This is a genomic window from Hymenobacter gummosus (assembly GCF_003970915.1).
Classification (GTDB): Bacteria; Bacteroidota; Bacteroidia; order Cytophagales; family Hymenobacteraceae; genus Solirubrum; species Solirubrum gummosum.
This window is the reverse complement of sequence record NZ_RXOF01000006.1, coordinates 342,851-369,736: the sequence shown is the minus strand read 5'-3', so window position 1 is coordinate 369,736 and position 26,886 is coordinate 342,851. Positions and strand designations below refer to the sequence as shown.

Genomic DNA, 26,886 nt, shown 5'->3' with positions numbered 1-26,886 from the left:
ACTAACTCACTAACTCACTAACTACTCGGCATGCCGACTTTATTTGGGGAAATGCTTACCTTTTCTGACCCGTAGCGGCCCGCGGCAGAATGCCCGCCGCGCTCCGGTCCGAACCGCCCCGCATGAACCTCACCGCCTCCCACCGGCAGCTCTTGCTGCAGCTCGCCGATACCTTCATTCCCAGCCTCTCTGAGCCCACTGGTGCCCCCGAGTTCTGGCGGCGCGCCGGCTCCGAGGGCCTGCGGCTGGAGCTGCTCGAAGCGGCCCTGGCGGCCCAGCCCGCCGCCGCGCAGGCCCAGTTCGGGCAGTTGCTCACCTTGCTTGAAAACCCGCTGCTGGGCCTGAGCTGGCTCGGGCCGCTCAAGTCCTTCGGCCAGCTGACGGCGGCCCAGCGGGAGCAGCTGCTGCAGAGCTGGGCCGACAGCCCGCTGCCGCCGCTGCGCCAGGGCTTCCAGGCCCTGCGCAAGCTGCTCACCTTCCTCTACTACGCCGATTCGCCCGCCGGCGAGGCCAACCCGGCCTGGGCCGCCGCCGGCTACCCCGGCCCTACCGGCCTCACCGACGGCCAGCCCGTCGATACCGTGCGGCCCCTGCCCACGCTGCAGCCCACCGCCGACGTGACCTACACCTGCGAGGTGCTGGTCATTGGCAGCGGGGCCGGCGGGGGCGTGGTGGCCGGCGAGCTGGCCGAAGCGGGCCACGACGTGCTGGTGCTCGACAAAGGCCCCTACTGCCACGGCTGCGACTTTACCCAGCGCGAGGCCGACATGATTGGCCGCCTCTACGACGCCCGCGGCACCCTCGGCACCACCGACGGCGGCGTGACTTTGCTGGCCGGCTCCTGCCTGGGCGGCGGCACCACCGTCAACTGGGCCGGCTCCTTCCGCACCCCCGATTACGTGCTCGAAGAGTGGGCGCGGGAGCACGACGCCCCGCATTTCACCCAGCCCGCCTTCCAGGCCAGCCTCGACGCCGTGGCCCGGGCCCTGCACGTCAACATCGACTACGGGCGGCACAACGGGCAGAACCAGGCCCTGCTCGACGGCTCCCGGCGCCTGGGCCAGCATACGCGCCTGATTCCGCGCAATGAGCTGGGCCTCGACGACTCCGATGCGCACTTCCGCGGCTTGGGCTTCAGCACCTTCGGCGACCGGTACGGCGTGAAGCAGGGTACGCTGAACACCTACCTGAAAACCGCCGCCCGGCACGGGGCCCGCCTGCTGCCCGACACCGAGGTGACGCGCCTCACCCAACAGGCCGGCCGCGCCACCGGCGCCGAAGCCTGGCATACCAGCGCCGACGGCCGCCGCCTGCGCATCATGGTGCAGGCCAAGCGCGTGGTGGTAGCTGGCGGGGCCATTCAGACGCCCACGTTGCTCTTGCGCAGCGGCCTGAGCCACGCGCACCTGGGCCGGCACCTGCACCTGCACCCCACCGTGGCCGTCACGGGCATTTACCCGGAGTTGATTGAGCCCTGGTACGGCCCGAGTATGTCGGTGGTAAACGACAGCTGCACCCGGCTGCACGGCACCAACTTCGGCGCCAAAATCGAGACGCCGCCGGCCCACCTGGGGCTGATGGCCATGACCCTGCCCTGGACCTCCGGCACCGAGCACAAGCAGCTCATGCAGCAGGCCGCCCACCTGGGCTCCTTCATCGTGCTGACCCGCGACCGGGACGGCGGCCGGGTACGCCCCGATGCCCAGGGCCAGCCGCTGATTGACTACCGCCTCAGCCGCTTCGACCGCGGCAGCCTGCTGGCCGGGGTGCGCACCGCCGCCGAAATCCACGCCGCCGCCGGAGCCCATACCGTGCTGCTGCCCCACGGCACGCTGCCCCGGCTGCGGGCGCAGGACGGCCGCATCCTGAACCCAGCCGTGCTCGACGGCCTGCCCGCGCTGAACTGGGGCCCGAACCGCTTCAACCTCTACAGCGCCCACCAGATGAGCACCTGCCGCATGGGCGGCCGCCGCCACGACCACCCCACCAGTCCCACAGGCGAAACCTACGAGCTGCGCGGCCTCTACGTGGCCGACGGCTCGGCCTTCCCGGCCTGCAGCGGCGTCAACCCCATGCTCACCATCATGGCGTTGGCCCACCACACCGCCCAGCACCTGAAAGCCGACCTGGCCGCCGACCGTCCCGACCGCGCCCCGGTCGGGCTGGGGCAGGATGTGGTAGGAGCGCGGCCTTAGCGGGGCGGGTTACGCGGAAACCTTCCTGGCCAGGCTATTCTGCGGTTCGGCGTGGCGCCGCGGGCGCCAATCCGGTGCCGGGTGGGCCCTCATGCCCGCCTCGGTGCGGCGCGAAACCGCAGAACGGCGCGGCCAGGCAGGCTTTCGAGCGTCGGTTGCCCGGGGCTGCCGACCCCGCTCACCCGGTAGTCCGCCAATACCGGGCCCGGCCTTATTGATTGCGTAGTAGTTTCTTTGCGGGCTTTTGCCGCTTTCCCCTCGCTCCGATGCCCGACAGCTTGCCCGCCTCCGCCGAATTTCGTACCGATACCCTCGTCATCGGGGCCGGGCAGGCCGGGCTGGCGGCGGCCTACTACCTGCAGCGGGCCGGCGTGGCCTGCATCGTGCTGGAGCGGGCCGGGGCCGTGGGCCAGCAGTGGGCCACGCGCTACGACTCGCTGCGGCTGTTTTCGCCCGCCTGGGCCAGCGGGCTGCCAGGGCTGCCCTGGCCCGGCCCGCCGCGCCGCTACCCCACCAAGGACGAGGCCGCCGACTACCTGCGCCGGTACGCCGCGCATTTTGCCTTCGATATCCGCCTGAACCAGCCGGTGGTGCGCCTCGGCGGCATCGGCGGCAGCGGCTTCGAGGTGCTGACGGCCGACGGCACGCGCTACATTGCCCGGCGGGTGGTGGTGTGCACGGGCGGCTTTGCGGCGGCCAAGGTGCCCGCCTGGGCTGCCACGCTGCCGCCCGAGGTGCAGCAGCTGCACAGCAGCGTCTATCAGCGGCCCGAGCAGCTGCCGGGTGCGGGACCGGTGGCCGTGGTGGGCAGCGGCAATTCCGCCGTGCAGATTGCCGCCGAGCTGGCCGCCACCGGCCGCCCGGTGTACGTAGCCTTCGATGAGCGCATCAAGGCCGTGCCCAACAACATGGCTATGTGGACCACCATGAGCCTGCTGGGCCTGTTTCGGGCTTCGCGGCACGGGCTGGTGGGGGGCTTCATGCACCGGCAGCCCGAGCCCGTGGTAGCCGGCCCTTACTACGCCCTGCGCCGGCTGCCCACTGCCCATTTCATCGGGCGGGCCCGGCAGGTGCGGGGCGCGGCGCTGGAAGGCCTCCGGGCTACCACGCCGCCGCTGCAGGCCGTGGTGTGGGCCACCGGCTTCCGCCCCGATTACGGCTGGATTGATCTGCCCGTGCTCGACGCCCAAGGCCACCCCCGCCACCACCGCGGCCTGAGCGAGGTGCCCGGCCTGGCTTTCCTCGGTTTGCCCTGGCTCGACAGCCGCGGCTCGGCCCTGATGGGCGGCGTGGCGCGCGACGCTCAACGAGTAATAAAGCAGCTTCTGACGGCGCCAGCTACGGTTGAGCGAAAAAAAGGAAACCAGAGTTAGCCCCGATGGGTTAAACTACGTACTTTGGTCTGTAGGCTTTCACTTTTTTTGTACTCTTCCATGACGCTGAATTCGCTCGCCGAACAACTGGCTGCGCTGCTGAACCGCCTCCTGGGCGGCCGCAAACCTCAGCTCCAGCCGGTACCGGTTCGCGCCCGTCGCTAATCCCGGGTTTTCGTTTCGCACTGTCAGCCCTTCCGGTTCGCCGGAAGGGCTTTTTTGCGCCCGGCGGGTTCGGGGCGGCTGTCCCATGGCTCCGGCGAGTCTGGAGCCCGGGCCCGCGGCCGTCGAGCCAGCCGCTATCAAACGAAGCGGGCGGCCTCCCCAGAAGGAAGCCGCCCGCGCGGTAAGCTAGAAGTCGGAATTGCTAGCGAATTACCAGCTTGCGCATCACGCTGTTGTTGTCCGCGTCGATTTTGACGTAGTACAGGCCGCTGGCGAAGCGGCTCAAATCGAGCGTGCGGGTGAAGCGGTTATCCAGCTCCGTAATGGTTTCGCGGTACACCACCGTGCCGATGACGTTGAGCACGCGCAGCTCCGTTTTGCGGCCTTCGAAGCCAGTAACGGAGATGTGTACCACGCCCGAGCTGGGATTGGGGTACACCACGATGTTTTTCTCTTCAGATGCCACGGCCGGGCGCGGCGCCGACTGGCGCGCGGCAGCGGTAGCGGGTAAACTGCTTGGCAGGGCGCATAGGCTAACAGCAGTCACCAGAACAGCGTAAAGTAGTCGTTTGTACATAAGCAGGATGCAGGTAGGTCGGGCGTCGTGTGTGGGAGGGTGATGCGGACGCCGCGTGACAGCGCAAATCGTCAGCAAAATTAACGGCTTATTCTGAAATAAGTTATCAAAATATAGGGCTTGTCTGGTAGCTTTCCGATAATCGTATACTAAATGCCCGCCAATGGGCGTTTTTTCTCGCTTAATCACCCGATTGTGTGACCCTCGCCGCCCGCGCTGATTGTGATATTCTGATTATTGGCGGCGGCCTGGCCGGCCTCACGGCGGCGCTGGATCTGGCCGGGCGCGGCCGGCGGGTGACGCTGGTGGAGCGGCGGCACTACCCCTTCCACCGCGTTTGCGGCGAGTACGTGTCGAACGAGGTGCTGCCCTACCTGCGCCGGCTCGGGGCCGACCCGGAACCGCTCAGTCCGGCTCGCATCCGGCGTTTCCTGCTTTCGGCACCGGGCGGGCGCACGCTCACGGCCCCGCTGGACCTGGGCGGTTTCGGCGTGAGCCGCTACGCCCTCGACGAGTTCTTGTACCAGCGGGCCCGGGCGCGGGGCGTGCAGTTTCGGCTGGGCGCTACGGTGGCCGGGGTGCAGTTTGAGGCGGCTGCCGACCAGTTTCGGGTGCGCCTGGCCGGGGGCGAGGAGCTGACGGCCCGCGTGGTGCTGGGCACCCACGGCAAGCGCGCCACCCTCGACCGGCAGCTGGGCCGGGCGTTTTTCCGGCAACGCTCCCCATACGTGGGCGTCAAGTACCACCTGCGCCTCGACTTTCCGCCCGACCTGATTGCCCTGCACAACTTCCCGGACGGCTACGCGGGCCTCTCGGCGGTGGAACACGGGCGCTACTGCTTCTGCTACCTCACCACCCGGGAGCAGCTGCGCGGGGCGGGCAGCATTCCGGCCCTGGAAGCCGACGTGCTGGGCCAGAATCCGCACCTGCGACGCATTCTGGCCGAATCGGAGCGGCTGTACGCGGCGCCGGAGGTCATCAACGAAATTTCCTTCGCCCCGAAAACCTGTGTGGAGCAGCACGTGCTCATGTGCGGCGACGCGGCCGGCCTCATCACCCCGCTCTGCGGCAACGGCATGGCCATGGCCATGCACGGCGCTGCCCTGGCCGCCGGCCACATCGACGCTTTTCTGGGCGGGCAGCTCCCGCGCCCGGCCCTGGAAGCGGCCTACACCCGGGCCTGGCAGCGCGAGTTTGCCGGGCGGCTGCGGGTAGGGCGCTGGGTGCAGGGCTTGTTCGGCGGCCCCCGGCTCACCAATGCCGTGGTGGGCACCCTGCGCCACGCCCCGGCCGTGGTACAGGCCCTGATGCGCCAGACGCACGGGAAGGCGTTCTAGAAAAAAAGAAATCAGAACGTCATCCTGAGGCGTAGCCGAAGGACCTTCCTCGAACCCTGCACCGCCGACACAGTCCAAGCGCAGACGCTTCTTTGCAGGTGTCGACATGAACAGTTACCCCAATGGCCAGACGTTAGAGTAACTATTATATCATTCTGGCTGGATAGCGTTGGCATTTCATAGGCAGTGGCAGTGCAGGGGGCGAGGAAGGTCCTTCGGCTGCGCCTCAGGATGACGTTCTTTTTATTCCTCCCTCCTCATTCTTCATTCCTCCTTCCCGATTTCCGTATACTGCCCCTGCATGACCACCAGCTTTATCAGCGCCATCGGCACGGCAACGCCGGCGCACCGGCTGCCGCAGCCGCAAATTGCCGATTTTATGGCCCGCGCCCACGGCATGGATGAGGCTGGCACCCGCAAGCTCCGGGCTATTTACCGCATGTCGGGCATCGGCTACCGCCACACGGTGCTGCCCGACTACGGCCGCGCGGAGGGGGCCTTTACCTTCTTCCCGAATACGGTCGATTTGGAGCCGTTCCCGACCGTCGGGGCCCGGATGCGGGTGTACCGGCGCGAGGCCCTGCCGCTGGCCGCCGAGGCCGTGCTGGACTGCCTGCACCAGGCCCCCGACATCGACCCGCTGAGCATCACGCACCTCGTGTCGGTGAGCTGCACGGGCATGTACGCCCCGGGGCTCGACATTGAGCTGGTGCAGCACCTGGGCCTGCGCCCCGACGTGCAGCGCACCTGCGTGAACTTCATGGGCTGCTACGCGGCCTTCAACGCCCTAAAGTTGGCCGACGCTTTCTGCCGCGCCGACCCCGGCAGCCGGGTGCTCATCGTGTGCACCGAGCTGTGCACCCTGCACTTTCAGAAGCGCACCGAGGAGGACCACTTGGTGGCCAACGCCCTGTTTGGCGACGGGGCCTCGGCGGCGCTGGTGCTGGGCCAGCCCGCGCCCGGCCGGCCCAACCTGGAGCTGACGGCCTTTCACTGCGGGCTGGAGCCCGACGGGCAGGCCGACATGGCCTGGCACGTCAACGACTTCGGCTTCGAAATGACCCTGTCGAGCTACGTGCCGCGGCTGGTGAAGCAGGGCATCCGCAAGCTCACCGACGGGCTGCTGCGCCAGCTGCCCGTGCGCCTGCCCGACGTGCGCCACTTCGCCATTCACCCCGGCGGCCGGCGCATTCTGGAGGCCATCGAGCAGGAGCTGGGCCTCACCCCGGCCGACAACCGCCACGCCTACCGCGTGCTGCACGAAGTCGGCAACCTCTCCTCGGCCACGGTGCTGTTTGTGCTGCGGGAGCTGCAGCGTCACCTGCAGCCCACCGACGACGGCGCGCCCGTGCTCAGCTTCGCCTTCGGCCCCGGCCTGACGCTGGAAGCCATGCTGCTGCGGGTGGTGTATTAATAGAAGGGCTAAATGGTTGAATGGCTAAATGGCTGGTCGTTCAACATCAGCAACGGTCAGTCATTTGACCATCCAGCCATTTAACCATTTAAACCATGCCCGACTTTGCGCGCCGCTCCGATGCGCCGGAGCTGATGGACGATTTGACCTTGGCCTCCGATGCGCTGCGCCGGAACCTGGACGAGCTGGAAATCATCAACACCCGGCTGGGCGGCTACTCGGTGGTGACGCAGGCGCTGGGGCGGCTGGTGGGGCGGCGGCAGCGGCCCCTGCAGGTGCTGGACGTGGGCAGCGGCGGCGGCGACACGCTGCGCTACCTGGCCCGCTGGGCGCGGCGGCGCCGGCTGCCGGTAGAGCTGGTGGGCGTCGATGCCAACGCCTTCATGGTGGAGTACGCCGCGGGCCGCAGCCGGGAGTATGCCGAAATCAGCTTCGAGCAGCAGGATATCTTTTCCGCCGATTTTGCCGCCCGCCGGCCCGACGTGATTACCAGCAGCCTGTTCTGCCACCACTTCACCGACGAGCAGCTGGTGCAGATGCTGCGCCAGTGGCAGCGGCAGGCACGAGTGGCCGTGGTGGTCAACGACCTGCACCGGCACCCGCTGGCCTACCACAGCATCCGCTGGCTCACGCGGCTGCTCGGCGGCTCCCACCTGGTGCAGCACGACGCCCCGCTGTCGGTGCTGCGGGCCTTCCGCCGCCGCGACTGGCAGCGGTTGCTGCGGCAGGCCGGTATCGGCCGCTACCGGCTGCGCTGGCGCTGGGCCTTCCGCTGGCAGCTGGTACTGCCCGCCGATTCGGCCGCCGGCTGATACTTTTGGGCTCCGCCACCCGCTTCCGTTATGAAAAATACCCTCGCTGCCTTAGGCCTCACCCTGCTCAGCCTCACCGCCTGCCGCCCCGACAAAACCCCGCAGGGCGAAATCGTCAGCCGCCAGACGCCCGAAGGCCCCGTACTGGGTTTGAGCGCCGACTGGTTGTTTGAGGATGGCCGGCCGGAGCTGAAGCCCACGGCCGAGCCCGCGCTGCAACAGCTGGCCCAGCGGGTGCGCGCGCAGCCCCGCACTCTGCTGCTGGTGCGCTGCTACACCGACAGCCGCGGCGACGACAACGAAAACGCCCAGCTCGCGCAGGTGCGGGCCGAAGCCGTGGCCGGCTGGCTGCGGCAGCACCAGGTGACGGTGCCCATGGAAGTGCAGGGCCTGGGCGAAGCCGATCCGCTGGTACCCAACGCCAGGCCCGACGGCTCCGACGACCCCGAAGCCCGCGCCCGGAACCGGCGCGTGGAAATAGTGCTACGCTAAAAACGACCCGTAGCCGCTTCAGCCCCACAGGTCGGCCGCTACGCGGAAGGTGTTGGCGTGGGCTTCCACGATGTCGGCCACCCGCTCGGAGTAGCCGCCGCCCATGCACACTACTACTGGCAGCCGGTGGCGGTGGCACAGCTCCAGCACCAGCTGGTCGCGCCGGCGGCAGCCTTCGCGCGTGAGGGCCAGGTGGCCGAGCTTGTCGGTAGCCAGCACATCGACGCCCGATAGGTAAAACACGAACTCGGGCTGCACCTCGTCGAGCAGGCGGGGCAGGGTGGCGCCGAGCAGCTGCAGGTAGGTCGCGTCGTCGGTGCCGTCGGGTAGGGGCAGGTCGAGGTCGGAGTGCTCCTTGCGGGCGGGGTAGTTGCGGGCGCCGTGCACGGAGAAGGTGAATACCCGCGGCTCGTCGCGAAACAGCGCCGCCGTGCCGTTGCCTTGGTGCACGTCCAGATCCACGATGAGCACCCGGCCGATGCCTTCGTGGCGCAGCAGGTAGTTGGCCGCCACGGCCTGGTCGTTGAGCAGGCAGAACCCCTCGCCGCGGTCGGCAAAGGCGTGGTGGGTGCCGCCGGCCACGTTCAGGGCCACGCCGGTGTGCAGGGCCAGCTTGGCGCACTGCACCGTGCCGCCCAGGATGGTCACCTCGCGCTGCACCAGCTGCTCCGACCACGGAAAGCCCGTGGCCCGCTCCTCCTGCCGCGTAAGCTGCCCCGCCACAAGCCGCTGGTAGTAGCCCGCGTCGTGGGTTTCGAGGATGTATTTCTCGGGCAGGGGCATAGGGGCGAAAAGGCTTTCCTCCGGAATGGTGCCCTCGCGCACCAGTTGCTCGGGCAGCAGCTCGTACTTGAGCATGGGGAAGCGGTGGCCCAGCGGCAGGGGGTGGGCGTACAGCGGGGCCCAGGCCACGGGCAAGTAGTGCGAATGAAGGGGAGCAGGCAGCGTCACAAGGGCAGTCAACCGCAAAAAGCGGCGCGGGGTTGCGCTAGGCGCAGCTTAGCAGCCAGGCGGTGGCGGCCGCCTCGTCGTCGAAGTAGCGGTAGGTCATCTTGCTGTTGCGCGCCTGGGTGAGCACCGTGGCGGTGGCCAGGCGGGCAAATACGTCCTGGGCCTGCACCACGGCCCCGTAGCGGTAGCCGTTTTCCTCGATGGCCAGCGGCAGCCACTCCTGGCGCACCAGTTGCTGCTCGACCGGCGAGTAAGGCTGCATCAGGCGCTGATCCACCAGCATGCGGCCGTGGTGGCGGGCCAGCAGGTGGCGGGAGTGGGTCAGCAGGGCGCCCTCGGCGCGCGGGCCGGGCTTGTAAACGAGGCGGGCGAAACCGGCCGGATCGGCGTACACGCCGCCGGCGCGATTTTCAAAGTACAGGCGCACAATGAAAACGGGGCAATCGGTGAAGGGCAAGCCGGCCGGGCCCCGGCGGCCGGACAAAAAGAAAGCTCCTGCAGGCGCTGCAGGAGCTTGGGCTTGTGAAGCGTACTGGACTCGAACCAGTGGCCTCCACCGTGTCAAGGTGGTGCTCTAAACCAACTGAGCTAACGCTCCGGACTGGCTAATGCCGGAAGTGACAAAGCTAATCCAGCAATATAATCTGTAGCAAGCACTGCGTCAAGTTTTTTTTCGGAGAAGGCCGGCCGGGGCGTAACCCGGGGCGGGCTGCCTTAGTATAGAACCCTGCTAATGCCGCTGTAATCTTCCCCTGCAAAACCGCGGCAAGGCCTAACCCTCAAGTCTTTTCGTCATGAAAAAAATTGCACTCATCCTTTCGTTGCTGGCCGTGTGCGGCGGCAGCGCCTACGCCCAGCGCGGCGTCGAAGGCATTCGTAAGTCCTCGGATTACCAGACCACGCCCGACTCGCGCAACAATGGTTTCGGCATCAAGGGCGGCTGGAACGCCTCCAATATCCGCGGCAACGACAAAGCCAACTACAGCGACGTGTCGGCCCGCAACAACTTCCACGCCGGTGTATACGGCCAATTTGGCTTCTCGCCCCAGACCTCGCTGCAGGTAGAAGCCCTCTACAGCCGCCAGGGCTACAAAGCCGCCTCGGCGCTGCGCCCCGCAGGCATGCAGAGCACCTACGAAACCCAGCTCGACTACGTGCAGGTGCCGGTGCTCTTCGTCTACAACTTCGTCGACAACGTGAGCATCCACGTGGGGCCGCAGGTGTCGCTGCTGGTGAATGCCAAGGAAAACAAGCGCGCCGTGAACCTGTCGAACAACAACTACAACTCGCTGGACTACGGCGCCGTGGGCGGCATTGAAGCCCGCGTGGGGCCGGCCCGCATCGGGGGGCGCTACGTGCTGAGCCTGGCCGACATCTACAACGACCCGAAGATGGAAAACGGGGTGATGACGCCCAACAGCGGCCTGGACAACATCAAGAACAGCGTGGTGCAGGTATACGTGGGCTTCGGCTTCTCGCAGTAGTCCGCCCCGCCCGTTCGCTTTTGCTGACGCCAGGAAGCCAGTCCTCCCCATGGGCTGGCTTCCCTGTTTTTTGGCCATTCTGCCATTCCCCGCTTACTTCGCCGCTCCACCCCGTTTTGCCGCCCCAGCCATGCCCGCCGCCTTCCAGCCCGCCCTCGATGCCCTCAATCAGCAACGCGAGCTGCTGGCCCAGCAGGGCATGGGCGTGCTGGGCGCCTGGGCGCTGCTGAACCTGCTGCTAAGCGGCTGGCTGGTGACGCGCACTCCGCGGCAGCTGGCCCGGCACCACTTCCACCAGATGAACATCGGCTGGGGTGCCATCAACGCCGGGCTGGCCACCTGGGGCCTCATTCAGGCCCAGCCCCTGCACGCGGCGGGCTTCACCCTGGCCGCCAGCCTGCAGGCCCAGTTCGATTTCGAGAAGCTGCTGCTCGTCAACGCCGGCCTCGACGTGGCCTACCTGGTGGTGGGTGCCTGGCTGCGGGCCCGGGCCGCCGCGGCCCTCGACCCCGAGCAGCGGCCCGAGCGGCTGCTGGGCTTCGGGCAGTCGGTGGCGGTGCAGGGGGCGTTTCTGCTGGCGTTTGACGCGGGGCTGTACCTGCTGTACCACCGCTTCGCAGCGCAGCTGTTGGCGCTGGTGGGCTGAGAAAGTAAAAATTATCCCGGGGTCGAAAAATTACTCAAAACGAATATCTTAGAAGCGCGCTCCGCCTTTTCTGCTTACACACCTATTAATGTTGTCATGATTCCCTTCACCAAACCATATTGCCCATGTTGTCATTCTACTCCGGCCGGGTGTGCGCACCCTGCTTCCTTTACCTGTTGGCTGCTCTGCTGCTGTTGAGTCGCCCAGCCGTTGCCCAGGAGCACCCCATCTCAACGGTGCATCCGGCGTTTTTCAATCAGTTTGACTGCTTCCCGTACGGCGTGCCCCGCACCCAGAGCACTGCTGCCGCACTACCGGGCGGCGGTACGGGCAGTCCTACGCCAAAATCATTCAACGGCAATTGCTTTACCCCGAAAGGAGTGCTGAAGGTGCTGGTGGTGTATGCCGGGTTTGATAATGATAATGTACTTACTCCACAAAGTGACAATTGATTTATCGGTACCCAATAGCAACAACTTGCCAAGTAACTCTTGGCCGCAAGGCACCCCGGGAGTTGATTATGGCTTAACTCTACCCCGCAATTCCGCTACCAGCTTCTATACCAGCTTGTCCCAATTTAGCGCTACCGCTACCGACCGTACGCTGTCGAACTTCTACTACCAAATGTCCCAGCACAACGGGGCGCCGCTGAAAATGATGGCGGTAAACTTCCCGGTGCGGGTTAATATCCCTTTCGCCAGCGCGGATACGATGCTAGGTTGGTGGGGCCTCACCGAGCGAGTATTCAACCGCATCCGCACCAGCTACCAAGCTGAGCTGCAGAGCCTGAACTGGACTGACATCGATGCCCGGACCAATCAACCCGGCTACCTTCGGGACAACTCCAACTCGGCGCCGGACGGGCAGATAGACTACACGGTTGTTATCTGGCGCTACGCGGGCGGCAGCCCGGCCGGAACAAGGGGGCTGGATAACGTTCTGGGCAGCGGCGGCGGTTATGCTTCCGTACCGTACGCACAACTCGCCGCGCCTGCTGGCACCTCATTGGGACTGGACGTGACCAATGGCTTTACCCAGTGCCTGGGCTATGGCGGCGTCGATAAGGAGCTGTTTACGCACGAGGTAGGCCACACGCTGTATGGTGCGCCGCACTACCTGGGAGCCAACGGCGTGGTGGGCAGTCATTTTTACCTCGTCAACGGCTACGGCATGATTGGCGGGCCCATGCGCATGTGCGCCAACGGCTGGGAGCGGTGGTACCTGGGCTGGATACCCACGCTGCAGGCCAGCGGCGTGGGCGCCGACCTGGCCGACGCCGCGTCGCTGACCAACGGCGGCGAATACACCCTGCGCGACTTCATCACTACCGGCGACGCCGTGCGCATCCGGCTGCCCAACACCTACGAGCCGGCCACCGGCACCTGGCAGTATCTGTGGCTGGAAAACCACCAGGGCCGCAGCGTGTGGGACCGGGGGGCCTACACGGTGGACGGGCGCACGCCGCCGCAGCCGTTTCCAACGATTCCCAACGGTATTCAGGCCTACGTGGAGAACATGCGGGCCACCCGGGCCAAGCTGACAAACTACCAAGACGGAGCCGGCGGCATTCAGTTCCTGTCGGCCCACGGCAACTTCGATGCAGCGTGGGACGGCACTTCTTCCTTGTTTGGAATGCATTTGTGGCGCCCGCAGAACCTCATCTACAACTTCGTGAACGAGCGGGCTAATCCCACGGGCGGGCACAACGACCTGGCGGCTTTTCGCGGCGACAAGAACAGCAACGGCGTAATCGGCTACACGGATTACTGGAACAACACCAACTGGCAAACGGAGGGCTTCGATTTCTGGAGTCAGAACGGTCAGCTGGTCGACGGCTTCCTGGGGACGCGCTCCGTGTTCAATCAGGTGGAGCAGAAAATCGGCTGGAACGAGAAGTCGCCGCCGCTGCCCTTACAGGACTACAACCAGTACACGTATCAGCTGTCGCCCATACCCCTGAGCGGCGTGTCGGTTACGGTCACGCACGTAGCCCCCAACGGCGACATCACGGTGCGGGTGCGGTTCGATGATTTGATCATCGGCCGCAATACCCGCTGGACGGGCAATCTGGAGCTGCATCCCGGTCCGAGCGCTGCTACGGGCTATTCGCTGGATGTCTTCGAGAATACCGAACTGCTGCTCGACAAGAGTGGCACTCCCAACCGCCATACACTTACCGCGACGGGAGACTTTATCAACCCCACCGTTTTACGCTGCCGAACCGGGGCCACCATTCGTGTAAAGCCCACCGGTAAAATACTGGTTGCTCCTACCTCGACGCTGTTCATCGAGGCGGATGGGCAGTTGCTACCGGAGCCAGGCTCGGAAATCGTAGTGGACAACGGCGGTTTGGTGAGCGTGCAGACGCAAGCCGATGCCGACCAGCTCAGGTACGCCGGGCAACTCACGCTGAAGCAAGGCGGACGCCTGGAAATCCGCGAAACCGGCACCGTCATCGTCGGCCGGCCAGCACCAAACCCGCTATTGAGTGTGTACCCTAATCCAGCCAATGGGCCGGCCAGCTTCGTGCTTGCGGCAGCCGGCAACCCGGAAGCGAGGTACCAGTACCGGCTGCTGAACCTGTACGGCCGCCCGGTGCGCGAAGGGAGCTGCACGGCCGCCGAGGCACAAACCGGCGTGCGGCTGCCGCAGCTACCGGCCGGCCAATACGTATTGGAAGTGCTCGGGGCTGATGGCAAGCAGCGCAGCACCCGGCAAGTAGTCGTAAATCCTTAAATCCCCGGCGTATGCTTCGCTTCGCACTTCTTGGCTGGTGGCTGGTTACGCTGCTGGTCAGCGCCCCGGCTGCCCGGGCGCAAATCTTATGGCAGCGCGCTTACGGCACCGCCACCACCAACGACTTCTGCTCCGACATGCTGCCGCTGCGCGCCGGGGGGTATCTGCTCGTCGGTCGGCAGGAAGCACCGGCCCGGGTCTTGCTCATCCGCACCAACACGCAGGGCGACACTTTGTGGACTCGTAAGTACGCCATCCGGGGGTTTGGCCTTCTATACACGGGTCGCGCCTGTGAGGACAACGCTGGTCGAGTGCTGGTTACTGGAAATGGGCTCCTGGATTTGAATAACCCATTCGACTCGGATGCATTTCTGCTGATGATAAATACGAACAGCCGCGGAGATTCCCTGTGGAGCAAGAAATTTCGTGGCCCTACCAATGATAGATTCTACGACATGACATTGGGTGTGAGCAACGATTTTGTCTTAACAGGCGAGATAAATACACACTGCCAGATGTTGCGCCTCACTGCAAACGGGCAAACGCTGCAGCAAAGCATTACAGCCTTCTGCGCGCAGACAATCTTGAAAGTGCCTGGGGGATTCTGGTTGGGTTCCCCGAGTTATAATCCAGCAACATCCAAGATCTATTTCATGGATGATACAGGGAATATTATACGTTTTAAGCAATGCCCCGCAAACATCACCGGGTTTTACTCCCTCTCACTAGCTGAGCCTGGCTATATCTTAGCCTGCGGCGGACGCTTAGCCAAGTTCGACCTGAACATGGATACGGTCTGGACGCGGCAGCTGCGCTACTACCAGCTGCTGCCCACGGCCCGGCTGGTGCGCCTGACTACCGACAACCACTACGTAATGCTGGGCGAGAACTACACCAACGGGGCCCGGGAAATATCGGTGCACAAGCTGGACCCGCAGGGGCGGCAGCTGCGCGACACCCTGCTGCAGCGCGGCTACCACACCGATATCGGCGGACTGGCCGTAGATGCTGCCACTGGTGCCTACGTAGTGGCCGCCTCGGCCTGGCAGGGACCCATCGGACGCACCGACGTGGGACTACTGGCCCTGCGGCCCTGGGCCACCGTAACGGCGACATCGGCGCCGCGGCGCCCGGCAGTGGGCCCGCTGCAAGCCTGGCCCAACCCTGCGGGAGCGGGCCAGATGCTGCTGCGCGTACGGCCGCCCCACCCTTCGGCTACCACCGCCGAACTGCTGGACTTGACCGGGCGCCTGGTGCGGCGCTGGCCCGCCACGGCTACGGTGGCCGGGGCAGCCACCTGGGAACTGCCGCTGGCCGGCGTCGCGCCGGGAGTGTACCTGCTCACCGTGTACGACCGGGCCGGGCAACGGTACGTGGCCCGGCTGGGCCGGGAATAAACTACTGTCTGGCAAGATGTCTCGCAGGGCTATAACGTTCGGAGGACCTCCTGAACAGCCCCAAAACACAACCGCCCGGTCGCTAAAGGGCGGCCGGGCGGTTGCTTTACAGAGTGAGGCGCTCGGGGCAAGGGTTACTGGCCGCCGATCTTCTCGATCAGTTTATTGTTGAACGCGGGGATGTCGCTAGGGTTGCGGCTGGTAATCAGGTTGCCGTCGACGACGACCTCCGCGTCTTCCCAGCGGCCGCCGGCGTTTTTGATGTCGGTCTTGAGGCTGGACCAGCTGGTGACGTTTTTGCCGCGCACCACGTCGGCCTCCACCAGCAGCCAGGGGCCGTGGCAGATGGCGCCCACCACTTTGCCGGCCCTCACGAAATCGGCGGCGAACTGCACGGCCTTGGGCTCGGTGCGCAGGATGTCGGGGTTCATCTGGCCGCCGGGCAGCACCAGCGCGTCGTAGTCGGCGGGGCGGGCTTCGTCCAGGGTTTTGTCAACCTGCACTTTGTCGCCCCAGTCTTTCTGGTCCCAGCCCTTGATGGAGCCGCTTTTCAGGGACACGATGTGGACGTCGGCGCCGGCGTCTTTCAGGGCCTTGACGGGTTTTTCCAGCTCGGATTGCTCGAAGCCGTCGGTGGCCAGCACGGCCACGTGTTTGCCTTTCAGCGGGTCATTGCCGAAGATGCTCATGGTAACGGGGTGTTTTGGGGTGGTGTGGAAACGAAAAACCGGAACCACCCGCGGGGGGTGGTTCCGGTTCTGGCTTAACGGCGGCCGCGGCCGCGGGGTTATCGGCAAAAGGCTATTCTTCGACCTGCCCGGCGGCCCGGCGCTGCTGCTTGAAGTGGCGGCGCAGCTCGGCGCTGCGCTCATCGAAGCCGTCGGGGTGGTAGTCCACGTCGTCCACGTCGACTTGCTCCAGCAGGTCCATCAGGGCGTCGGAGTGCTCGGCGCGCTTGCCAGTGGTCAGGTCCACGAAGGCCATTTCCGACCACAACAGGGCTTTCAGGCGCAGGCCGTCGGCGTCGAGCATCTGCATTTCCACCACCAGGCGGGAGTTGTCGAAGTGAATGAGCTGGGTACGGATGAGCACCTGCTCGCCGTGGTTAGCGGGCTTGAGGTAGCTCAGGTGGTGCTTGGTGATAACCCAGGCGGCGCGCTGCTCCCGGGCCAGCTGCCCCATATTCAGCGCGTAGTGGCGGATGACGTGGTCCTCGCGGGCGTTGAGGAAGTAGTCGAGGTAGCGGACGTTGTTGAGGTGGCCCAGCTGGTCGCAGTCCTGAAAATAGATGCGGTGCCGGGACTCCGGGGTGCGAACCAAAGCGGTATCGGCCATAACGAAAGGCAGTAGGTGTGGGCCGAAAGGTACGCGAAACGCCGCCGTTCGGGCCGGCCTAGCCCTTCTGCCCGCTGCACTGCCGCCGCACCGCGCCCAGGCGGCGCACCACGTCGGCTACGGCTTTTTCGTCCTGGGTGTAGAGCGGCAGCGAAATGGCGTCGAGGCCCGAGGAGTTGCCGCCCGCGGCGGCCGGGCGGCGCAGCAGCTTCAGCTCGTAGTACGGCCGGCCCGATTCCTCGTCGGTCCTGGGCTGGTAGCTCACCGCCCCGATTTCGCTCCAGTCGAGGCCCAGGTTCAACTCCAGCTCCACCTTGTCGTTGGATTTCACCCCCCAGTTGCTGCCGTTTTTGCTGTTGCTCACCGAAATGTTCAGGCTGCCGTCGGTGCCGGGGCTGCGGTACTTGCGCACCGTCTGCCGCACGCCGCAATCGGCCAGCGACACCAGCACTTCGGTGTGCTCCTTGGCATTCGGGTCGCGTAGCAGCTCGTTGAGGCGCTTGGTAAGGGCCTGGACCTCGGCGGCCGGGGCCTGGGCGCTGGCCGGGGCGGCCGTCAGCAGCGCGCCGGCCAGCAGCAGGGCGGGGAGGGGTTGTTTGATCATAGCGGTGGCGAAACCGTGCAGGGAAGGCAACAGCAGCCGCCGCGCACGAAGCAGCGGCCACGCTGCGCCAGATGCCGGGGCAGCGGCAAGCGTTGCCTGACACGCCGAAATTCCCGCGCCGCCGGGGCTGGTGCAATTATTCCAGACCGTCCTTCGGGTCTTCGCTGCGCTCTGAAGGACGTTCAAGTACAGTATGCTACCGGCCGCTCATGGTGTACACGTCGGCCACCACGGCGTCGGCGGTGGGTTTGCGCGTGTCGGCGGGCGAGTCGAACACCAGCAGCAGGTGGTGGGCATCCAGTACGGCCATACCCTCGGCTTTGTCGCGGCCGGGGCGGTGGGGCACGTCGAACAGCCGTTTCAGGCTGTTGGGCGGGTGCAGCACGTGGTCGGTGTGCGAGCGGGTGGCCCCGGCCCAGCGGTACACGGCAATGGTGCCGTCGAGGTCCATGGTGGGGCCGGCCAGCAGGTACAGGTCGGGCCCGACGAGGCGCAGCTCGCGCAGACCCATGCCGTGCAGGTCGAGGAAGTGCTTGTGGTAGCGGTTGGGGGTGCCGGGCAGCTTGGCCAGGCGCAGGCGGCCGTGCTTGTCTTCGCGCAGCTTGATTTCCAGCACCACCGCCCAGCCCCGCAGCACCGGCCCGCGCAGGCCCAGAAACAGCCGCCCGTCGGGGGCCGCGGCCAGCCCTTCGATGTCGAAACCGTTGTCCTTGCCCGGAATACTCAGGAAGGGGCCCAGGTGCTCGTCGCGGCGGAGCAGGCGCAGCAGGTCGTTGGTGGCCGCGTCGCCGCGCAGCTGGGCAGCGCGCAGGGTGTGGCCGGGGCGGGTGGGGTGCGGGGCGTGGCGGTGCAGCTCGTAGTTGCCGGTGGCCGGGTCGGGCAGCAGCGGAATGCGGGCCAGCAGGTAGCGGTTGGCGTCGGACTCCACCTGGGCCAGCTTCTGCAGCTGCTTGGCCGGGTCGGGGTGCTCGGGCTTGGGCTGCCGGCGCTTGCGGCTGTGCGAGCCGACCACCCAGAGGTAGTGGTCGGCCTCGGCAATGCCCTCGATGTCGACTTCCGCGTCGGGGCCGGCGGGCAGGTCCAGGAATTCGCCCAGGGCAAAGGTGACGTGCTGCCCGAAGGAGCCATCGGGCTGCCGGCGCAGGCGTTCCAGGGAGGCGCACTCGTCGCCGGCCAGCCAGAGGTTGTCGCCCACGCGCAGCACCGACGACAGCGCGTCGCGCACGTGGGTGCCGGAGGCGCCGGTGCTGTGGGCCGGCTCGAAGCGCAGCAGGCAGGGCGTAGGGCGTTTCATGGCCGGAGCGCGGTTAGTTGGTGGCCCGCTGCTCGCGCAGCTTCTGCTGAATCTGGGGCTTGCGCTGCTGGTAGAGCTGGTACTGAGCCGGGGTCATGATCTGCCGGAGCTGGGCTTCCGAGGCGGCGTTGATGCGCTTGAGGGCGGTGGTCAGGGCCGCTTTGTCGGTGCCAGCCTTGGTCTGGGCGGCGTTGACCTGCTCCACGGTGGCGGCCAGCACCCGGCGGATGCGGGAGGTCTGGTCGTCGGTCAGCTTCAGCTCCTCGGCCATGACGGAGGCCAGGTCGCGCACGTTTTCGCGGCGGATTTCCTCGGGCGTGCGGGTTTCGGTGGGCGTGCTGACGGCGGTATCGGCCTTGGCGCGGCGCCGCCGGGCGCAGCTGCTGGCCAGGGTGGCTACCAGCAGCAGGGCCAGCAGCCAGAATCGGGGGGAAGACATAGGAACGAGCAAAGGAGTGTGGCCCTGCATACGCGAAAACGGCGTCGGGGTGGCAGGCCCGGTACGCAGGCCCGCCCAACCCCGAAACCCCAGCTCAGCTCAGGTACTCGCGGCGCATCTGCTCGACGGCCTGGGCAAATACCCCGCCGACCTGCTCCACCAGCGGGCGAAGCTGGGCCGCATCGGGCGCGGCCCCCGACTGGCCGGCGGCTTCCAGCTGGCGCAGGCTGGGCAGCAGCGCCTGCAGCCCGATGCCGCCCACCGAGCTTTTCAGGAAGTGGGCGTCGGCCGACAGTGCGGACCAGTTCTGCTCGTCCAGGTGCCGGCGCATCTTTTCCAGCGTAGGCGGGGTGGTACGCACAAACAGCTCGGCCAGCTTGCGCAGAAAGCCCGGGTCGTCGTCGGCCAGGCGGCGTAGCGGGGCCAGGTCCAGGGGCGGCGGCTCGGCGGCGGCGGAGGCCGGGGCGGGTGGCGCGGCCGGGTAGGGAGCGGGAGGGGCCGGCACGTCGACGGAGGGCGTGAGCACCTGCTGCAGCACGCTGAGCAGCTTTTCCTCCTGGAAGGGCTTCGACACGTAGCCCACGAAGCCGGCCTGCCGGGCGCGGGCTGCCTCGCCGGGCAGGGCGTGGGCCGTGAGGGCCACCACGGGCGTGCGGGCGCGGGTAGGGTCGGGGTGGCTGCGCATCTGCCGGGCGGCCGTAATGCCGTCCATGCCCGGCATCTGAATGTCCATCAGCACCACGTCATAGTGCTGCTCGTCGAAGCACTCCAGGGCCTGCAGGCCGTTGACGGCGGTGTCGACCTGGGCGCCCCAACTGCGCAGCAGCGTGGCCGCCAGCAGCTGGTTGACGGGGTTGTCTTCGGCCAGCAGCACCCGGCAGGGCGGCAGGTGCGGCGCCAGGGCGGGCGTGGCGGGGGCGGCGAGGGCCACGTTCTGGGCGGGCGGCAGCGGCAGCTCCACGTGGAAGGTGCTGCCCGCACCCGGGGCGCTTTCGGCCCAGATGTGGCCGCCCAGCAGCTCCACCAGCCCCCGGCTGATGCTCAGGCCCAGCCCCGAGCCGCCGTACTCGCGCGCCGTGCTGGCCGAGGCCTGGGTAAACGGCTCGAAGATGGTGGCCAGCTGCTGCGGGTTGATGCCGATGCCGGTGTCCTGCACGGCCAGGTGAAAGGTGACGGCCGCGTGCCCGTCCGTCACCCAGTGGCCGCTGAGCGTGACGTGGCCCTCGGCGGTGAACTTGATGGCGTTGCCGAGCAGGTTCAGCACAATCTGGCGCAGGCGGTGCGGGTCGCCCAGCACCAGGGGCGGGGCATCCGGGGTGGCGGGCAGCTCCAGGTGCAGGCTGATGTGCTTTTCGGCGGCGCGCAGCTGCTGGGCCTCCAGCGTGTCGCGCAGCAGGGCGTACAGGTCGAAGGGAATGTACTCCAGGCGCAGCTTGCCCGAGCCCAGCTGGGCCGCCGCCAGCACGTCGTTGATGACCACCAGCAGGTGGTCGGCCGACTGGCGGATGAGCGTAAGGTAGTGGCCCTGGGTGTCGTCGAGCGGACTTTTGGCCAGCAGCCCGGCCATGCCCAGGATGCCGTTGAGCGGGGTGCGCACCTCGTGGCTCATGTTGGCCAGGAATTCCTGCTTGACGCGGGCGTTTTCCTCGGCCGCCTCCTTGGCCGTGTGCAGGGCCTGCTGCACCCGCTTCAGCTCGGTGATGTTGCTGTCGACGCCGAGCACCAGCACCTGCCCGTCGTCCTGCACGAAGGGCCGCTTGATGCTGTGGAAGCAGAGCACCTCCCCGTCGGTGCGCACGAAGGTTTCTTCCAGCGCCAGGTGGCGGCCGGTACGGATAACTTCCTGGTCCTGGCGGCGGTAGCGCTCCACGTCCACCGGCATACGGTGCAACTCCTCCAGGCGCCGCCCGATGAGGTCTTCCACCGAAATACCGAACAGGTCGGCCGTGGCCTGATTGGCCAGGATGTAGCGCCCGGCCACGTCCTTGAGGTACACCAGGTGCGGCACCGAGTCGATAACCTGGCGCACGAGGCGGCTCTGCTCGGCGGTGCGGGCGCGGGCGCGTTGGCGCTCGGCCTCGTCGAGCTTCTGCTGGGTCACGTCTTCGGCCGAGCCGATGATGTCGCGGGGGCGGCCCTCCTCGTCGCGGGCAAACACGCTTTCGCGCAGCCGCAGCCAGCGCCAGGAGCCATTTTGGTGCTGCACACGGTACTCGGTGGTGTGCAGCACCCCGGGCTGGGCCCGGCGCAGCCGGTCCTGGTGAGCCTGCAGCACGGGCTGGTCATCGGGGGCTACTATTCTGCCGAACATAGCGGTGCCCATGGCCTGTATCTCGCTGACTTCGTAGCCCAGCAGGGCGTGCAGCTGCTGGTTGCAGTAGAGGTTCTGCCCTTGCTGGATGTCGTAGAGGTAAATCAGGTTGGGCACCGTATCCGATACCTGGGCCAGGAAGCGGCGGCTGTGGGCCAGCTCCTCCACGGCCTGGTGGCGCTCCGTAATGTCCTCGGCCGAGCCTACCACCTGCCGCACCCGCCCGAGGTCGTCGCGGTCGAACACGGTAATTTTCAGCAGCAGCCAGCGCCAAGTGCCGTCGCGGTGCTGCAGGCGGGCCTCGGCTTCGAGCAGGCTGCCATCGGCCAGCTGGGGGTACTGGCGGAAGCGGGCGAGCAGGCCGGGCAAATCGTCGGGGTGCACCAGCTGGCGCAGGGTGGCCGCGTCGCGGTGCTGCAGCTCGGCAGGCAGGTAGCCCAGCACGGCTTCCACCTGGTCGTTGCAGTAGAGCAGGCGCTGCTGCAGGGTGTCGCTCAGAAATACCAGCGTGGGCAGCGTATCGTTGATGCGGGCCAGCAGGTGCTGGCTGCGGCGCAGCTCGGCTTCGGCCCGGCGCCGCACGCTGATGTCGGTCAGGTACACGTTGGCCTGGCCCTGGGCGGGCAGCGGCACCACCGTCCAGATGTAGAAGTGCCCGTCGATGGGGTACTCGGTGGTGCGGGGGCGCTGCGCGGCCACGGCCTCGGCGATGATGCGGCGCAGAAAGTCGGCCGATTCCCGGTTGCCGGGCGCGGTCAGGGCCTGCCACACCGGGCCGGCGGCGGTGTTGGCGTACTGCAGCCGGCCCTGCGCGTCGGCCGTCAGAATGGGGTTGGGGCTTTGCGCGGAGAGGTTGGAGAGCTGCCGGATGCGGCGCTGGGCCAGCTGCTGCTCGGTCACGTCCTCGAAGTTCCACAGGTGCAGGGCCACGGCCGGGCCCTGGTGCAGCGGCAGATAGTGGGGCTGCACGATGCGGCCGTCGGGCAGCTCGAAGGTGGGCAGGTCGGGGCTAGGCTGGCCAGCCACGGTCTGCTCCATCCAGGCGGCAAAAGCGGCCGCGTCGTGGGGGGCATTGGCGGCGCGGGCCAGCACGGCGGCGGTGTGCTGGCCGGGCAGCGTCAGCGGCGCCTCGGGCAGGCCCAGCAGGTCGCAGAACAGCTGGTTGACGAGCACCACCTGGCGCTGGGGCGTCTCGGCCAGCACGGCCGAGGGCAGGGTTTGCAGCAGCAGGTTGAGCTGGGCGGCCGTGGCGGCGCGCTGCTGCTCCATCTGCTGCTGCAGCGCCCCGAATTCGGCCTGCACGGCGGTAAGTTGGTGCTCGGCCGCGCGGCGGCCCTGGCGGTCCAGCAGCCAGCGGCGCGTGCGCGCCGACTGGTGCCGGTCGTGTCTTGCTACTTCAGAACTCATAAGTCACGCGTAAAAAAAGCCACCCGGGCGGGGCGCCTCAGCGTACGCGCACCTCCTGGCTCTGAATCATACGGTAAATGGTCGACTTTCCGATTTTCAGCAGCTTGGCTACGTGCAAAATATTGCCGTTGTGGGCGTCCAGGTGAGTTTGCACAATGCGGGCTATCTGCTCGCGCAAGGACTCCGGCTCGGTGCTTTCGCCCTCGGGCACGATGCTGTTGCGCAAGGACAAATCCTTGGGCTGCACCGTTTCGCCGTCCGACAGCACGGCGGCCAAATCCATCACGGCTTTCAGCTCGCGCACGTTGCCGGGGAAGGTGTACTGCAGCAGCTTCTGGCGGGCCGCTTCGGACAGGCGCATCTGGGGCAGGGAGTTTTGCACGCAGAACTCGCGCAGAAAGGCCTCGGCCAGCAGCACCGTGTCGGCACCCCGCTCGCGCAGGGGCGGCAGCACGATGGGCAGGCCCAGCAGGCGGTAGTATAAGTCTTGGCGGAAGCGGCCCTGCTTGGCTTCCTCGCCCAAGTCGCGGTGGGTAGCCACCATCAGGCGGGCGTCGAACTCGATGGTTTTGCTGCCGCCCACGCGCGTCAGCTCCCGCTCCTGCAGCACCCGCAGCAGCTTGGCCTGCAGGTTCAGGTCCAGCTCGGCAATTTCGTCGAGAAACAAGGTGCCGCCGTGGGCCTGCTCGAAGTAGCCGATGCGCCGGTTGGTGGCCCCGGTAAAAGCCCCCTTCTCGTGCCCGAATAAGTCCGACTCAATCAGCTCGCGCGGAATAGCGGCCACGTTCACGGCCACAAACGGCCCGTTGCGCCGCGCCGACTGGAAGTGAATGGCTTTGGCGGCCAGCTCCTTGCCGGTGCCCGTCTCGCCGCTGAGCGACACGGTAATATTGGTGCGGGCAGCTTTTTCGATCAGGGCCAGCAGCTCTCTCACTTTGGGACTGGCCCCAATGATGGAGCGGGCCGGGTCGAATTTCTGCTCCACCTGCTGGCGCAGCTGGGCGTTTTCGCGGCGCAGGGCCAGCTGCTCGCGCACCTTCTGGGCGCTGAACCAGAGTCGCTCGGCTGTTTCCTCGTCTTTCACGAAGTAGTCGTAGGCACCCTTCTTGAGCATGCCGATGGCCGTGCCAACGTCTTCCTGGGCCGAAATAACGATGATAGGCACCTCCGGCAGCCGCTCGCGCAGTTGGGCCATTATCTGCTCGCCCGAGCCATCGGGCAGGGAGTAGTCCAGCGTTATCAGGTCCGGGGTTTCCTCGGTCAGGTGCTTGAGGCAGTCCCGGCCCGAGGCGAACTGCCGGACTGCGTAGTCCGGGTTCTGGGAAAGCTTATACGCCAGGATTTCGCTGTACCAGGCGTTGTCTTCGACAATGAAAACGGTGAGGGAAGGCAAGGGCATCGGGGAGAAAAATTCGGCCGGTTGCTTGGTCAAAGACCAAACCGCGGGCATGGGAATTGGCATTCCCGGTGTGGTTTGTTTTCGAAGGTTGCAATAGGAGCAGAGCGGCGCGTGCCGCTAGTATAGGGCATTGTAAGATGGTACACAACTATTCCCAAAATGGGACAATAATTCCTGGCTTGGGAACATATTGCAAAAGTTATATGATGGTAATTATCTGATAGACAACGCTAAAAGTGCCGTTGGCACGACTGGGCCAAAGAATTGCCTAAGGTGAGTTGGTCGGCGGAAAGTCGTCGGCAACACACCTGCGCAATTATGAAACACATTGTCTCACTGCTGACTACCTCGGCCCAAAGCCTGCTACTGGGAGTAGTAATGGGCTTGCCCTGTCTGAGCCTGGATGCCGCCGCTCAGACTGCCCCGAATCCGGCATATTCCAAATTTGCGACGCCCACTAGCCCCGATCAATACAGCGTGCAGCGTAACGGAGTCGTGTGCGTGGGCTGCGGCGTCGACAATGCCGTACGGGCCGCCGATAACACCCTGACCAACTACGCCACGGTGCAGCAAACCGTGGGCGTGGGCAACCGCGCCGCCCTGCGCCTGACCCTGAATACCCCGGCCCCGGCCAACTACCGCGTGGGCGTGGTGGTGAGCAACGGCCGCACCCTCGACGCATCAGCCCTCAGCGCCATTGTGCTGCGCACCTACGCGGGCGGCGTGCTGCAGGAAACCCGCTTGGCCAACGCCACCGGCGTAACCGCGGCGGGCCTGGAAGACGGCCGCACCCAGATCAGCTTTATTGCCGACCGGCCCCTGGACCAGATTGAGGTGGAAGCTACCATTACGGCCAGCGTGCTGACCACCCTCGACGTGTACTACGCCTACGCCGTGCCGGCCAACGTGGTAACCACCGCCACCGGCTACCTCTCGCGGCTGAGCAGCCCCTCGGCTGCCGATTACACCACCTCGGCCTCCACGGGCGGGCTGTGCCTGAACTCGGGCGTGGCCAATCCGCTCAACGCCGTCACGGCCGGCCTCACCGATTACGCCACCATGCACGTGACGGGCGTGGGCTGCACCACCTCCCTGCAGGTGAAGCTGGAAGGCAGCTCCCCGGCGGGCTACCACGCCGGCTTCGTTATCGGCAGCAGTAGCTTGCTCGATGCGAGCGTGCTCAATAGTCTTAAAATTAAGACCTACAAGAACGGCGTGCTGCAGGAAACCGGTTCGGCGGCCAACCTGCTGGAGCTGCAGCTGCTGCCCGACGGCAAGTACCAGGTGAGCTTCAAAACCAGCCAGGCCTTCGACCACGTGGAGCTGGAGAAAACCGGCGTCTTGGGCCTGCTCGACGATTTGAACGTGTACTACGGCTTCGGTATCGAGCCGCGGGCGTTTGAAGATCAGGAACCGCTGCTGTCGGACTTCGCCGCCAATCAAACCAGCGGCAACTACCAGGTGAGCGGTACCTGCAACAGCAGCAGCTGCGTGGCCAACCCCAGCTTCGCCGCCGATGCCACGCTGAACAACTACGCCCAGATGAATTTCTCGCTGCTGGGTGGCACGCGTCGCCTGAAGCTGCGCGTGAACGGTGACGCCAACGCCGGCAACCGCGCCGGCGTGGCCCTGACGTACAACAATGGCCTGCTCAGCACCAGTCTGCTCTCCAACGTGACCATCCGCACGTACGCCGCCGATGGCACCACCGTGCTGGAAAGTGCCAGCGGCGCCAGCCTGCTGGCCACCGGCCTGCTGGGCAGCAGCGTGCAGGAAATCGGCTTCATGACCACGCAGGACTTCGAGTGGATTGAGGTGGAAATCGACAACGGCATCGGTCTGGGCAGCAACGCCCAGATTTACTACGCCTTTGCCGACGACCCGGTGCAGGGTTTCCCCACCACCATCAACGCGCCCACGCCGCTGCCGGTGGAGCTGGTGAACTTTCAGGCCAAAGCCGTGGCCTCGGCTGTGGAGCTGAGCTGGGCTACGGCTATGGAGAAAAACAGCGCCTACTTTGCCGTGGAGCGCGCCCTAGCCGCCGAAGCAGGCTTCACGGAAGTTAGCCGCGTGCAGGCCGCCGGCACCAGCACCGTCACGCGCCGCTACGCCGCCCGCGACGCCGAAGCCGCCCAGCTACCGGCCGGCACGCTCTACTACCGCCTGCGCCAGGTCGACCAGGACGGCACGACTACCTATTCCGAAGTGCAGGCCGTGCGCTGGCAGCCCAAGGGTGAACTGGCCCTGAATGTGTATCCCAACCCCGCCACCGAGCAGGCCACCGTGCTGCTGGGTACGCCCACCGCCGGTAGCGTGCTGCGCGTGTACACCACGCGTGGGCAACTGGTGCGCAGCCAGGCTCTGGCCCCCAAAGCCGAAAAGCTGACCCTGCAGGGCTTGGCCGCCGGCCTGTACCAGGTGGTGCTGTTCGATGCTCAGGGCCAGCGCCTGGCTAGCCAGCGCCTGAGCGTAACCCGCTAATCCACCGTTTGCAGCTCACATAAACAGGCAACGGCCC

Annotated in this window: 22 protein-coding genes and 1 tRNA gene; 12 read left to right on the top strand and 11 right to left on the bottom strand. The window is 66.3% G+C overall.

The window, feature by feature from the left end; all coding sequences use genetic code 11:
- Window positions 1–122: 122 nt before the first annotated feature.
- Both EJV47_RS13200 and EJV47_RS13195 read left to right on the top strand, forming a co-directional pair.
- On the top strand, window positions 123–2,195 hold the full coding sequence (locus tag EJV47_RS13200; RefSeq protein WP_126693618.1) for an FAD-dependent oxidoreductase: 2,073 nt from the start codon (window positions 123–125) through the stop codon (window positions 2,193–2,195).
- 266 nt (window positions 2,196–2,461) lie between these two features.
- Complete coding sequence (locus EJV47_RS13195) at window positions 2,462–3,568, top strand: flavin-containing monooxygenase (protein WP_126693617.1); 1,107 nt, start codon at window positions 2,462–2,464, stop codon at window positions 3,566–3,568.
- Window positions 3,569–3,935: 367 nt separating this feature from the next.
- Here the strand turns inward: EJV47_RS13195 and EJV47_RS13190 are convergent, their stop codons facing one another.
- Window positions 3,936–4,199: a T9SS type A sorting domain-containing protein gene (locus EJV47_RS13190; protein WP_165903745.1), complete on the bottom strand. Its 264-nt coding sequence runs from the start codon at window positions 4,197–4,199 to the stop codon at window positions 3,936–3,938.
- Between the two features lie 308 nt (window positions 4,200–4,507).
- Here EJV47_RS13190 and EJV47_RS13185 point away from each other — a divergent pair, with 308 nt between their 5' ends.
- The 4 genes from EJV47_RS13185 (at window position 4,508) to EJV47_RS13170 (ending at window position 8,365) form a co-directional block, all read left to right on the top strand.
- Window positions 4,508–5,647 (top strand): NAD(P)/FAD-dependent oxidoreductase, encoded by a 1,140-nt coding sequence (locus tag EJV47_RS13185; RefSeq protein WP_126693615.1) that lies wholly within the window; start codon window positions 4,508–4,510, stop codon window positions 5,645–5,647.
- A gap of 301 nt (window positions 5,648–5,948) precedes the next feature.
- Window positions 5,949–7,061 (top strand): type III polyketide synthase, encoded by a 1,113-nt coding sequence (locus EJV47_RS13180; RefSeq protein WP_126693614.1) that lies wholly within the window; start codon window positions 5,949–5,951, stop codon window positions 7,059–7,061.
- A 95-nt stretch (window positions 7,062–7,156) separates the two neighbouring features.
- Window positions 7,157–7,873 (top strand): methyltransferase domain-containing protein, encoded by a 717-nt coding sequence (locus EJV47_RS13175; protein WP_243651142.1) that lies wholly within the window; start codon window positions 7,157–7,159, stop codon window positions 7,871–7,873.
- Between the two features lie 30 nt (window positions 7,874–7,903).
- Entirely contained in the window at window positions 7,904–8,365 is a 462-nt protein-coding gene (locus EJV47_RS13170) for an OmpA family protein (RefSeq protein WP_126693613.1), read from the top strand.
- A gap of 18 nt (window positions 8,366–8,383) precedes the next feature.
- Here the strand turns inward: EJV47_RS13170 and EJV47_RS13165 are convergent, their stop codons facing one another.
- From EJV47_RS13165 to EJV47_RS13155, 3 genes are all read right to left on the bottom strand, one after another.
- A complete protein-coding gene (locus EJV47_RS13165) occupies window positions 8,384–9,316 on the bottom strand; it encodes a histone deacetylase family protein (protein WP_243651141.1) in 933 nt (310 codons plus the stop codon).
- 37 nt (window positions 9,317–9,353) lie between these two features.
- On the bottom strand, window positions 9,354–9,743 hold the full coding sequence (locus EJV47_RS13160) for a hypothetical protein (RefSeq protein WP_126693612.1): 390 nt from the start codon (window positions 9,741–9,743) through the stop codon (window positions 9,354–9,356).
- A gap of 96 nt (window positions 9,744–9,839) precedes the next feature.
- Window positions 9,840–9,914, bottom strand: a tRNA-Val gene (locus EJV47_RS13155).
- Window positions 9,915–10,110: 196 nt separating this feature from the next.
- On the opposite strand from EJV47_RS13155, the gene EJV47_RS13150 reads away from it, so the two are divergent.
- The 5 genes from EJV47_RS13150 to EJV47_RS28055 all read left to right on the top strand — a co-directional run bounded on the left by EJV47_RS13150 (window position 10,111) and on the right by EJV47_RS28055 (window position 15,579).
- On the top strand, window positions 10,111–10,800 hold the full coding sequence (locus EJV47_RS13150) for a porin family protein (RefSeq protein WP_126693611.1): 690 nt from the start codon (window positions 10,111–10,113) through the stop codon (window positions 10,798–10,800).
- Between the two features lie 130 nt (window positions 10,801–10,930).
- Window positions 10,931–11,446, top strand: a complete 516-nt coding sequence (locus EJV47_RS13145; protein WP_126693610.1) for a DUF6992 family protein — start codon at window positions 10,931–10,933, stop codon at window positions 11,444–11,446.
- 176 nt (window positions 11,447–11,622) lie between these two features.
- Window positions 11,623–11,898, top strand: coding sequence for a hypothetical protein (locus EJV47_RS13140; protein WP_165903744.1), 276 nt, complete (start codon window positions 11,623–11,625; stop codon window positions 11,896–11,898).
- A 115-nt stretch (window positions 11,899–12,013) separates the two neighbouring features.
- Window positions 12,014–14,182 (top strand): hypothetical protein, encoded by a 2,169-nt coding sequence (locus EJV47_RS13135; protein WP_126693608.1) that lies wholly within the window; start codon window positions 12,014–12,016, stop codon window positions 14,180–14,182.
- A 785-nt stretch (window positions 14,183–14,967) separates the two neighbouring features.
- Window positions 14,968–15,579: a T9SS type A sorting domain-containing protein gene (locus EJV47_RS28055; protein WP_165903743.1), complete on the top strand. Its 612-nt coding sequence runs from the start codon at window positions 14,968–14,970 to the stop codon at window positions 15,577–15,579.
- Between the two features lie 134 nt (window positions 15,580–15,713).
- Here EJV47_RS28055 and EJV47_RS13125 read toward each other — a convergent pair whose 3' ends face one another.
- The 7 genes from EJV47_RS13125 to EJV47_RS13095 all read right to left on the bottom strand — a co-directional run bounded on the left by EJV47_RS13125 (window position 15,714) and on the right by EJV47_RS13095 (window position 24,368).
- A complete protein-coding gene (locus tag EJV47_RS13125; RefSeq protein ID WP_126693606.1) occupies window positions 15,714–16,268 on the bottom strand; it encodes a type 1 glutamine amidotransferase domain-containing protein in 555 nt (184 codons plus the stop codon).
- A gap of 112 nt (window positions 16,269–16,380) precedes the next feature.
- On the bottom strand, window positions 16,381–16,914 hold the full coding sequence (locus EJV47_RS13120) for an acyl-CoA thioesterase (RefSeq protein WP_126693605.1): 534 nt from the start codon (window positions 16,912–16,914) through the stop codon (window positions 16,381–16,383).
- Window positions 16,915–16,972: 58 nt separating this feature from the next.
- On the bottom strand, window positions 16,973–17,518 hold the full coding sequence (locus EJV47_RS13115) for a hypothetical protein (protein ID WP_126693604.1): 546 nt from the start codon (window positions 17,516–17,518) through the stop codon (window positions 16,973–16,975).
- Between the two features lie 196 nt (window positions 17,519–17,714).
- Window positions 17,715–18,812: a DUF3616 domain-containing protein gene (locus tag EJV47_RS13110; protein WP_126693603.1), complete on the bottom strand. Its 1,098-nt coding sequence runs from the start codon at window positions 18,810–18,812 to the stop codon at window positions 17,715–17,717.
- 13 nt (window positions 18,813–18,825) lie between these two features.
- Window positions 18,826–19,251 (bottom strand): hypothetical protein, encoded by a 426-nt coding sequence (locus EJV47_RS13105; protein ID WP_126693602.1) that lies wholly within the window; start codon window positions 19,249–19,251, stop codon window positions 18,826–18,828.
- 94 nt (window positions 19,252–19,345) lie between these two features.
- On the bottom strand, window positions 19,346–22,969 hold the full coding sequence (locus tag EJV47_RS13100) for a PAS domain S-box protein (protein WP_126693601.1): 3,624 nt from the start codon (window positions 22,967–22,969) through the stop codon (window positions 19,346–19,348).
- A 37-nt stretch (window positions 22,970–23,006) separates the two neighbouring features.
- Window positions 23,007–24,368, bottom strand: coding sequence for a sigma-54-dependent transcriptional regulator (locus tag EJV47_RS13095; protein WP_126693600.1), 1,362 nt, complete (start codon window positions 24,366–24,368; stop codon window positions 23,007–23,009).
- 318 nt (window positions 24,369–24,686) lie between these two features.
- On the opposite strand from EJV47_RS13095, the gene EJV47_RS13090 reads away from it, so the two are divergent.
- Window positions 24,687–26,849 carry a T9SS type A sorting domain-containing protein gene (locus tag EJV47_RS13090; protein WP_126693599.1) on the top strand — a complete coding sequence of 721 codons (2,163 nt, stop codon included), beginning with the start codon at window positions 24,687–24,689 and terminating at the stop codon, window positions 26,847–26,849.
- Window positions 26,850–26,886: the final 37 nt, after the last annotated feature.

What these genes read in the sequence shown, in the direction of transcription:
- EJV47_RS13175 (WP_243651142.1), top strand. Translation starts at nt 7,157, where the DNA reads ATGCCCGACTTTGCGCGCCGCTCCGATGCGCCGGAGCTGATGGACGAT.
- EJV47_RS13100 (WP_126693601.1), bottom strand. Translation starts at nt 22,969, where the DNA reads ATGAGTTCTGAAGTAGCAAGACACGACCGGCACCAGTCGGCGCGCACG.
- EJV47_RS13120 (WP_126693605.1), bottom strand. Translation starts at nt 16,914, where the DNA reads ATGGCCGATACCGCTTTGGTTCGCACCCCGGAGTCCCGGCACCGCATC.
- EJV47_RS13105 (WP_126693602.1), bottom strand. Translation starts at nt 19,251, where the DNA reads ATGTCTTCCCCCCGATTCTGGCTGCTGGCCCTGCTGCTGGTAGCCACC.
- EJV47_RS13200 (WP_126693618.1), top strand. Translation starts at nt 123, where the DNA reads ATGAACCTCACCGCCTCCCACCGGCAGCTCTTGCTGCAGCTCGCCGAT.
- EJV47_RS13110 (WP_126693603.1), bottom strand. Translation starts at nt 18,812, where the DNA reads ATGAAACGCCCTACGCCCTGCCTGCTGCGCTTCGAGCCGGCCCACAGC.
- EJV47_RS28055 (WP_165903743.1), top strand. Translation starts at nt 14,968, where the DNA reads ATGGATACGGTCTGGACGCGGCAGCTGCGCTACTACCAGCTGCTGCCC.
- EJV47_RS13095 (WP_126693600.1), bottom strand. Translation starts at nt 24,368, where the DNA reads ATGCCCTTGCCTTCCCTCACCGTTTTCATTGTCGAAGACAACGCCTGG.
- EJV47_RS13115 (WP_126693604.1), bottom strand. Translation starts at nt 17,518, where the DNA reads ATGATCAAACAACCCCTCCCCGCCCTGCTGCTGGCCGGCGCGCTGCTG.
- EJV47_RS13125 (WP_126693606.1), bottom strand. Translation starts at nt 16,268, where the DNA reads ATGAGCATCTTCGGCAATGACCCGCTGAAAGGCAAACACGTGGCCGTG.
- EJV47_RS13195 (WP_126693617.1), top strand. Translation starts at nt 2,462, where the DNA reads ATGCCCGACAGCTTGCCCGCCTCCGCCGAATTTCGTACCGATACCCTC.
- EJV47_RS13150 (WP_126693611.1), top strand. Translation starts at nt 10,111, where the DNA reads ATGAAAAAAATTGCACTCATCCTTTCGTTGCTGGCCGTGTGCGGCGGC.
- EJV47_RS13090 (WP_126693599.1), top strand. Translation starts at nt 24,687, where the DNA reads ATGAAACACATTGTCTCACTGCTGACTACCTCGGCCCAAAGCCTGCTA.
- EJV47_RS13170 (WP_126693613.1), top strand. Translation starts at nt 7,904, where the DNA reads ATGAAAAATACCCTCGCTGCCTTAGGCCTCACCCTGCTCAGCCTCACC.
- EJV47_RS13180 (WP_126693614.1), top strand. Translation starts at nt 5,949, where the DNA reads ATGACCACCAGCTTTATCAGCGCCATCGGCACGGCAACGCCGGCGCAC.
- EJV47_RS13145 (WP_126693610.1), top strand. Translation starts at nt 10,931, where the DNA reads ATGCCCGCCGCCTTCCAGCCCGCCCTCGATGCCCTCAATCAGCAACGC.